The organism is Hymenobacter agri, from assembly GCF_054778495.1.
Window position 1 is genome coordinate 1 of the sequence record NZ_BAAGZM010000327.1, and the last position, 4,678, is coordinate 4,678.

Annotated in this window: 9 protein-coding genes; all 9 read left to right on the top strand. The window is 57.2% G+C overall.

The genetic code is table 11. The features are described from left to right. The first annotated feature begins 184 nt into the window (after window positions 1-184). Window positions 185-610 (top strand): 50S ribosomal protein L16, encoded by a 426-nt coding sequence (gene rplP / locus ACYVDE_RS14870; RefSeq protein ID WP_196286020.1) that lies wholly within the window; start codon window positions 185-187, stop codon window positions 608-610. Between the two features lie 5 nt (window positions 611-615). Continuing rightward, window positions 616-831 carry a 50S ribosomal protein L29 gene (gene rpmC / locus ACYVDE_RS14875; protein ID WP_196286021.1) on the top strand — a complete coding sequence of 72 codons (216 nt, stop codon included), beginning with the start codon at window positions 616-618 and terminating at the stop codon, window positions 829-831. Between the two features lie 3 nt (window positions 832-834). Beyond that, the gene (rpsQ, locus tag ACYVDE_RS14880) at window positions 835-1,131 is read left to right on the top strand and encodes a 30S ribosomal protein S17 (protein ID WP_196286022.1); all 297 of its coding nucleotides are present in this window, start codon (window positions 835-837) and stop codon (window positions 1,129-1,131) included. Window positions 1,132-1,140: 9 nt separating this feature from the next. Continuing rightward, window positions 1,141-1,509, top strand: coding sequence for a 50S ribosomal protein L14 (rplN, locus tag ACYVDE_RS14885; protein WP_198067458.1), 369 nt, complete (start codon window positions 1,141-1,143; stop codon window positions 1,507-1,509). Between the two features lie 3 nt (window positions 1,510-1,512). Then, window positions 1,513-1,776 carry a 50S ribosomal protein L24 gene (gene rplX, locus ACYVDE_RS14890; protein WP_460502330.1) on the top strand — a complete coding sequence of 88 codons (264 nt, stop codon included), beginning with the start codon at window positions 1,513-1,515 and terminating at the stop codon, window positions 1,774-1,776. A 9-nt stretch (window positions 1,777-1,785) separates the two neighbouring features. After that, a complete protein-coding gene (gene rplE, locus ACYVDE_RS14895) occupies window positions 1,786-2,340 on the top strand; it encodes a large ribosomal subunit protein uL5 (RefSeq protein WP_460502331.1) in 555 nt (184 codons plus the stop codon). 12 nt (window positions 2,341-2,352) lie between these two features. Then, a complete protein-coding gene (gene rpsN / locus ACYVDE_RS14900; RefSeq protein ID WP_035567891.1) occupies window positions 2,353-2,622 on the top strand; it encodes a 30S ribosomal protein S14 in 270 nt (89 codons plus the stop codon). A 619-nt stretch (window positions 2,623-3,241) separates the two neighbouring features. Further along, window positions 3,242-4,402, top strand: coding sequence for a S26 family signal peptidase (gene lepB / locus ACYVDE_RS14905; protein ID WP_460502332.1), 1,161 nt, complete (start codon window positions 3,242-3,244; stop codon window positions 4,400-4,402). A gap of 136 nt (window positions 4,403-4,538) precedes the next feature. Beyond that, window positions 4,539-4,678 (top strand): NAD(P)-binding domain-containing protein (locus ACYVDE_RS14910; RefSeq protein ID WP_460502333.1); only part of this gene is annotated, 140 nt, incomplete at its 3' end.

Here is a 4,678-nt window from a genome sequence, read left to right on the forward strand (position 1 = left end):
AACGCCGGTCCCCGTCGCAACGGCCCCGCCCAAGGCGGTGGTGCTGCCGGCGGTGCTGGCCGTGGCCCGCGTCGCTAGAACGAATCAAATTATTTCGCTTCGTTTACCGCTTCAGGTGAACGAAGCGAAATATTTGGCTGTTCGCCCCTCTCTTTTAAGCACACTCTTTTTACAATAAACTAAAATGTTACAACCGAAAAGGACCAAGTATCGCAAGATGCAAAAGGGTCGCGTAACAGGCCTGGCCTACCGCGGCAGCTCCATAGACTTCGGTTCGTTCGCTATCAAGTCGCTGGAAGTGTCTTGGATTACGGCTCGCCAAATTGAGGCTGCTCGTATCGCCATGACCCGCGCCATGAAACGCGAAGGGCAAGTATGGATTCGCATTTTCCCCGACAAGCCGATTACCAAGAAGCCCGCTGAGGTGCGCATGGGTAAGGGCAAAGGCTCGCCCGAGTATTGGGTAGCCTGCGTGAAGCCCGGCCAAATCATGTTCGAGTCGGACGGGGTTTCGCTGGAAGTAGCCAAGGAGTCGCTCCGTCTGGCTGCCCAGAAACTGCCGGTGAAAACTTCTTTCGTGGTTCGCCGCGACTACACTGAAGCCGCCTAATTCCGATGAAGAACAAGACCGACCTCAAAGGCCTTTCGGCTGACCAGCTGAAAGAGCAACTCAAATCCGAGCAGGCCCAGGGCCAGCAGCTGCGTTTCGCCCACGCGATTTCGCCCCTGGAAAACCCCGCCCGTCTCAAGGCTAACCGTAAGACTGTCGCCCGTCTGCTCACCGAGCAGAACCGTCGCAAGAGCGAGCAGTCCACTAACTCCGCTCAATAACCGATGGCAACCGACGTAACAACCCAAGACCAAGCCGTAGCTGAAGACTCGCGCAACATGCGCAAGGAAATCACCGGCACGGTAACGAGCTCGAAGATGGACAAGTCCATCACCGTGGCTGTGGTGCAGAAACAGAAGCACCCCAAGTACGGCAAGTTCGTGACCAAAACCACGAAATTCCACGCCCACGACGAGAAAAACGAGTGTGGCGAAGGCGACACGGTGCGCATCATGAGCACCCGTCCGCTGAGCAAAACCAAGCGGTGGCGCCTGGTTGAAATTGTTGAACGCGCTAAATAATTCAGTCCGATGATACAGCAAGAATCCCGCCTGACGGTGGCCGACAACAGCGGCGCCAAGGAAGTCCTCTGCATCCGCGTACTGGGTGGCACGGGCAAGAAATACGCCAGCGTTGGCGACAAGATTGTGGTGGCCATCAAGTCGGCCATCCCTTCGGGCAACGCCAAGAAAGGCACCGTGAGCAAGGCCGTGGTGGTGCGTGTGAAGAAGGAAGTGCGCCGCAAAGACGGCTCGTACATCCGCTTCGACGACAACGCCGCCGTGTTGCTCAACAACAACGACGAGCCCCGCGGCACGCGCATCTTCGGCCCCGTGGCCCGCGAGCTGCGTGAGCGTCAGTTCATGAAAATCGTATCCCTAGCCCCCGAAGTAATCTAAACCATGGCTATCAAGAAAGCAGACCCCGTGCAGCTGCACGTGAAGTCGGGCGATACCGTGAAGGTGATTGCCGGCGACGAGAAGGGCAAAACCGGCGTCATTAAGTCGGTGAACCGGGTAACCCAGCGCGTGGTGGTGGAAGGTCTCAACCTGATGACCAAGCACAACAAGCCGAGCGCTAAGTCGCCCCAGGGCGGCATCACCAAAATCGAAGGCTCGATTCACGTGTCGAACGTGAAGAAGGTTGATTCGGCCACCGCTAAATAATTAACGACCATGGCACGACTCAAGGATATTTATAAGAAAGACGTAGTACCGGCGCTCCAGGAGAAATTCCAGTTCAAGAGCATCATGCAGGTACCGCGCATTACCAAAATCTGCATCAACCGCGGTATCGGTGCCGCAGTAGCTGACAAGAAATTGGTGGACAACGGCGTGGAAGAGCTCACGACCATCACCGGTCAGAAAGCCGTTCCGACCATCGCCAAGAAATCGGTGTCGAACTTTAAGCTCCGCGAAGGCATGCCCATCGGCGCGAAAGTGACGCTGCGCGGCGAGAAAATGTACGAGTTCATGGACCGCCTGCTGACGGTGGCCCTGCCCCGCGTACGTGACTTCAAAGGCATCAACGACAAAGGTTTCGACGGTCGTGGCAACTACACGCTCGGCGTGAAGGAGCAAATCATCTTCCCCGAAATCTCGATTGACAAAATCAAAGGCATCTCGGGCATGGACATCACGTTCGTGACCACGGCCGAGAACGACGAGCAGAGCTACGAGCTGCTCAAGGCGTTCGGTATGCCTTTCGCCAACGCTAAAAAAGACGCTTAATCTTCCGAACTCATGGCTAAAGAATCCATCAAAGCACGGGAGCGCAAGCGCATTGCCACCGTGGCCCGCTACGCTGAGAAGCGTAAGGCGCTGAAAGCTGCCGGCGACTACGAAGGTCTCGACAAGCTGCCCAAAAACGCTTCGCCCGTGCGCCTGCACAACCGCGACATGATTGACGGCCGCCCCCGCGGCTACATGCGCAAGTTTGGCATCAGCCGCGTGCGTTTCCGCGAAATGGCTCTCGCCGGGAAGATTCCCGGTGTAACCAAGTCGAGCTGGTAGTATTCCGGTTTAGGCTTTTCGCTTAAGAATAAAATAGCCGTCTCAACTTTAGTTGAGGCGGCTATTTTTGTTTATGGGACCATCACCAAAAACCATCGTCAGAACATTTGCTTTCGGCTTTATAAGCATCCTTTGTGGTTGTCAGACCAAACTTGATTTGAAACATACGCTAGTTTCAAAAAAAGCTGGATTCTGGGATATTTACGATACGAATCGCAAAATCATAAGAAGCGGTTACCGCTTCTTATGACGATGGAAGATGCTTTCTGTATATCTATGATAAGAGAAACGGGTCAATGGTTTTGTATAGCAGCGACAACATGTTGTCAAACACATGGTCTATAAAGGATAGTGTTTTGACAATTAATGACAGACATGCGTCGGTGCTGAAGTTTTCATCTGATTCAATTTATCTGCAATACAAACCGAGCCTGCATGCTGTGATTTTGGTTAAATCTAACGCACGTCCCATCCACGAGTAGAATCTTAATTACTCTTTTCTTGTACCCCCAGCCACATTAGTTTCTTAAGCTGCTGGGGCGGCGGGTGGCGGGGTGGTTAGGCAATAGGAGAAGAGGCACTGCGTTGATGACGCAGCTATTGCTTCAACTTTTTGCTTATGCGTATTCCCTACTTCTCTTCCCGCAGCGCTAATCCCTCGCCCAGGCCGCCCAAAACTAAAACCCGCGAGTGGGCTGACTCGCTGATTTTCGCCATCGTGGCCGCCACGCTGCTGCGCTGGTCGGCGGTGGAGGCTTACACGATTCCGTCGGAAAGCATGGAGGGCACGCTGCTGGTGGGCGATTACCTGATGGTAAGCAAGCTACACTACGGCCCCATCACGCCCCAGACGCCGCTGCAAGTGCCCCTCACGCACCAAACCCTGTGGGAGCACGGCCCGCAGAGCTACTCCGACCTTATCCAGTTGCCTACTTACCGCTTCCCGGGTTTCAGCTCGGTGAAGCGCAACGACGTGGTGGTATTTCATGTGCCGCACGAGCAGCAGCGCCCCGCCGATGTGCGCACCAACCTTATCAAGCGCTGCATCGCCGTGGCCGGCGACACGCTGAGCATTCGCAGCGGCCAGGTATTTCTCAACGGCCAGCCCGGCGCGGTGGCCGGCCGGCCCCAAACTACCTACTTCATGCAGGTGGCCGCGCCGAATGATGAAATCCTGGCCGCCCTGCGCGCCCAAGGCGTGGTCGACTACCGCGAGCCCGACGGCGTGCCCCGCGCCGTCGTCAACCCCGAAACGGGCAAGCCTGGCTTCGTCATCAGCTGCCCGGCCGAGGTGGCCGCCTACTTCCGCCGGCAGTCCTACACGAAGTCGCTGGAGGTGGTGCAGTACCCCGTGCAGCTATTCCCCGACGTGGCCGACTTCGATGTATCGCAGGCCGCCAGTGCCACCCCCCGCCGCTGGCAACTCGATGAGTACGGCCCGCTGCCGGTGCCCAAGCAGGGGCAGACCGTTGCCCTCACGCCGGCCAACGCGGCCATCTACTACAAAATCGTGGCCCAGTACGAGCACAACAACGGCATCACCTGGCAGGATGGGATGATATACCAGCACGGCCAGCCGCTCACCCGCTACACCATCAAGCAGAATTATTACTTCATGATGGGCGACAACCGCCACAACTCCGAGGATTCGCGCTTCTGGGGCTTCGTGCCCGCCGACCATATTGTGGGCAAAGCCGTGTTCACCTGGCTCTCGCTCGACCCCAATGCGGACCTGCTGCACAAAGTGCGCTGGGGGCGGCTGTTCCGGCCGATTGACTGAGGCGCGGCTTGTTTCGGCCAGCCGCTGGTGGGGTTGAAGGCCAAAACGGGGTTGCGCCGGATAACCGGGGCGGCCCCGTTTGCCGTTAGGACCGGTACCGCACGCAATTCCGCGCGCCTGACCCAAAATTTTTCAGATGGAATCAACCAAGTCAATCGGCTGGCTGGGCCTTGGCAACATGGGCACGCCCATGGCCCGCCGCCTGCTCGCTGCCGGCCACCCCGTGGTGGCCTACAACCGCACCCCCGCCAAAGCCGAAGCCCTTCGCGCCGACGG

What these genes read in the sequence shown, in the direction of transcription:
- rplX (WP_460502330.1), top strand. Translation starts at nt 1,513, where the DNA reads ATGGCTATCAAGAAAGCAGACCCCGTGCAGCTGCACGTGAAGTCGGGC.
- lepB (WP_460502332.1), top strand. Translation starts at nt 3,242, where the DNA reads ATGCGTATTCCCTACTTCTCTTCCCGCAGCGCTAATCCCTCGCCCAGG.
- rpsN (WP_035567891.1), top strand. Translation starts at nt 2,353, where the DNA reads ATGGCTAAAGAATCCATCAAAGCACGGGAGCGCAAGCGCATTGCCACC.
- rpmC (WP_196286021.1), top strand. Translation starts at nt 616, where the DNA reads ATGAAGAACAAGACCGACCTCAAAGGCCTTTCGGCTGACCAGCTGAAA.
- rplN (WP_198067458.1), top strand. Translation starts at nt 1,141, where the DNA reads ATGATACAGCAAGAATCCCGCCTGACGGTGGCCGACAACAGCGGCGCC.
- rplE (WP_460502331.1), top strand. Translation starts at nt 1,786, where the DNA reads ATGGCACGACTCAAGGATATTTATAAGAAAGACGTAGTACCGGCGCTC.
- rplP (WP_196286020.1), top strand. Translation starts at nt 185, where the DNA reads ATGTTACAACCGAAAAGGACCAAGTATCGCAAGATGCAAAAGGGTCGC.
- rpsQ (WP_196286022.1), top strand. Translation starts at nt 835, where the DNA reads ATGGCAACCGACGTAACAACCCAAGACCAAGCCGTAGCTGAAGACTCG.